Origin of the sequence: Parapedobacter flavus, from assembly GCF_035818675.1 — a bacterium.
Taxonomy (GTDB): domain Bacteria; phylum Bacteroidota; class Bacteroidia; order Sphingobacteriales; family Sphingobacteriaceae; genus Parapedobacter; species Parapedobacter flavus.
Window position 1 is genome coordinate 1 of sequence record NZ_JAYKZZ010000059.1, and the last position, 825, is coordinate 825.

Below are 825 nucleotides of genomic sequence, written 5' to 3' on the forward strand. Positions count from 1 at the left end.
TGCCCGTATTGGTCACTGTAATCGTGTAGGTGATGACTTCACCGGCGGTGCTTACCGTGGATTTATCGGCGATTTTCGTTACCTCGATAGCCGCGCTTCTTGTAATTTCGGTCGTAGCGTCGTCACTTTCTGAGTCAGTTAGTTCATCAGCATCGAACGAAAACGTGTTCACAATATCATTGCCGTTGTCGATGTGCGACTGATCGGCGGCGTGGCTGACTTCGTATACCCATATCTCGCCCACATCAAGATTGCCGTCATTGTCTGTATCACCTGTTGGCGTACCGAGTGTCAATGCCGTGTTTGTGCCGTCCTGTGCAACCACGTCGGATGCTGCAATGCCCGTCAGGCTCACGTTGCCCGTGTTCGCCACGGTGATCGTATAGTTCAATGTACCCGGGGCAGCGATTGAAGTAAGGTCTACTTCCTTAGCTACCGTAACCGAGGGCGACTGCGTGATGGTTGTCGTGGCGTTGTCGCTCACTGGTGTGCCGAGTTCATTAGCATCGAACGTAAACGTGTTTACAATATCATTGCCGTTGTCGATGTGCGATTGCCCAGCCGCGTAGCTGACCGTGTAGGCCCAGGTTTCGCCCACATCAAGGTTGCCATCATTGTCGGTATCACCTGTGGGTGTACCCAAAGTCAATGGCGTGCTTGTGCCATCCTGTGCAACCGCATCGGATGCTGCAATGCCTGTCAGGCTCACGTTACCCGTGTTCGCCACGGTGATCGTGTAGTTCAGTGTAGCCGGGGCAGCGATAGCCGTAAGGTCTACTTCCTTGGTTACCGTAACCGAAGGCGACTGCGTAATGGTCGTCGTGG

Annotated in this window: 1 protein-coding gene; it reads right to left on the bottom strand. The window is 53.7% G+C overall.

The window, feature by feature from the left end; genetic code table 11:
* Window positions 1-825, bottom strand: an 825-nt coding sequence (locus U9S71_RS20840) for a DUF7507 domain-containing protein (protein ID WP_326329792.1), incomplete at both ends; no start/stop codon positions are given.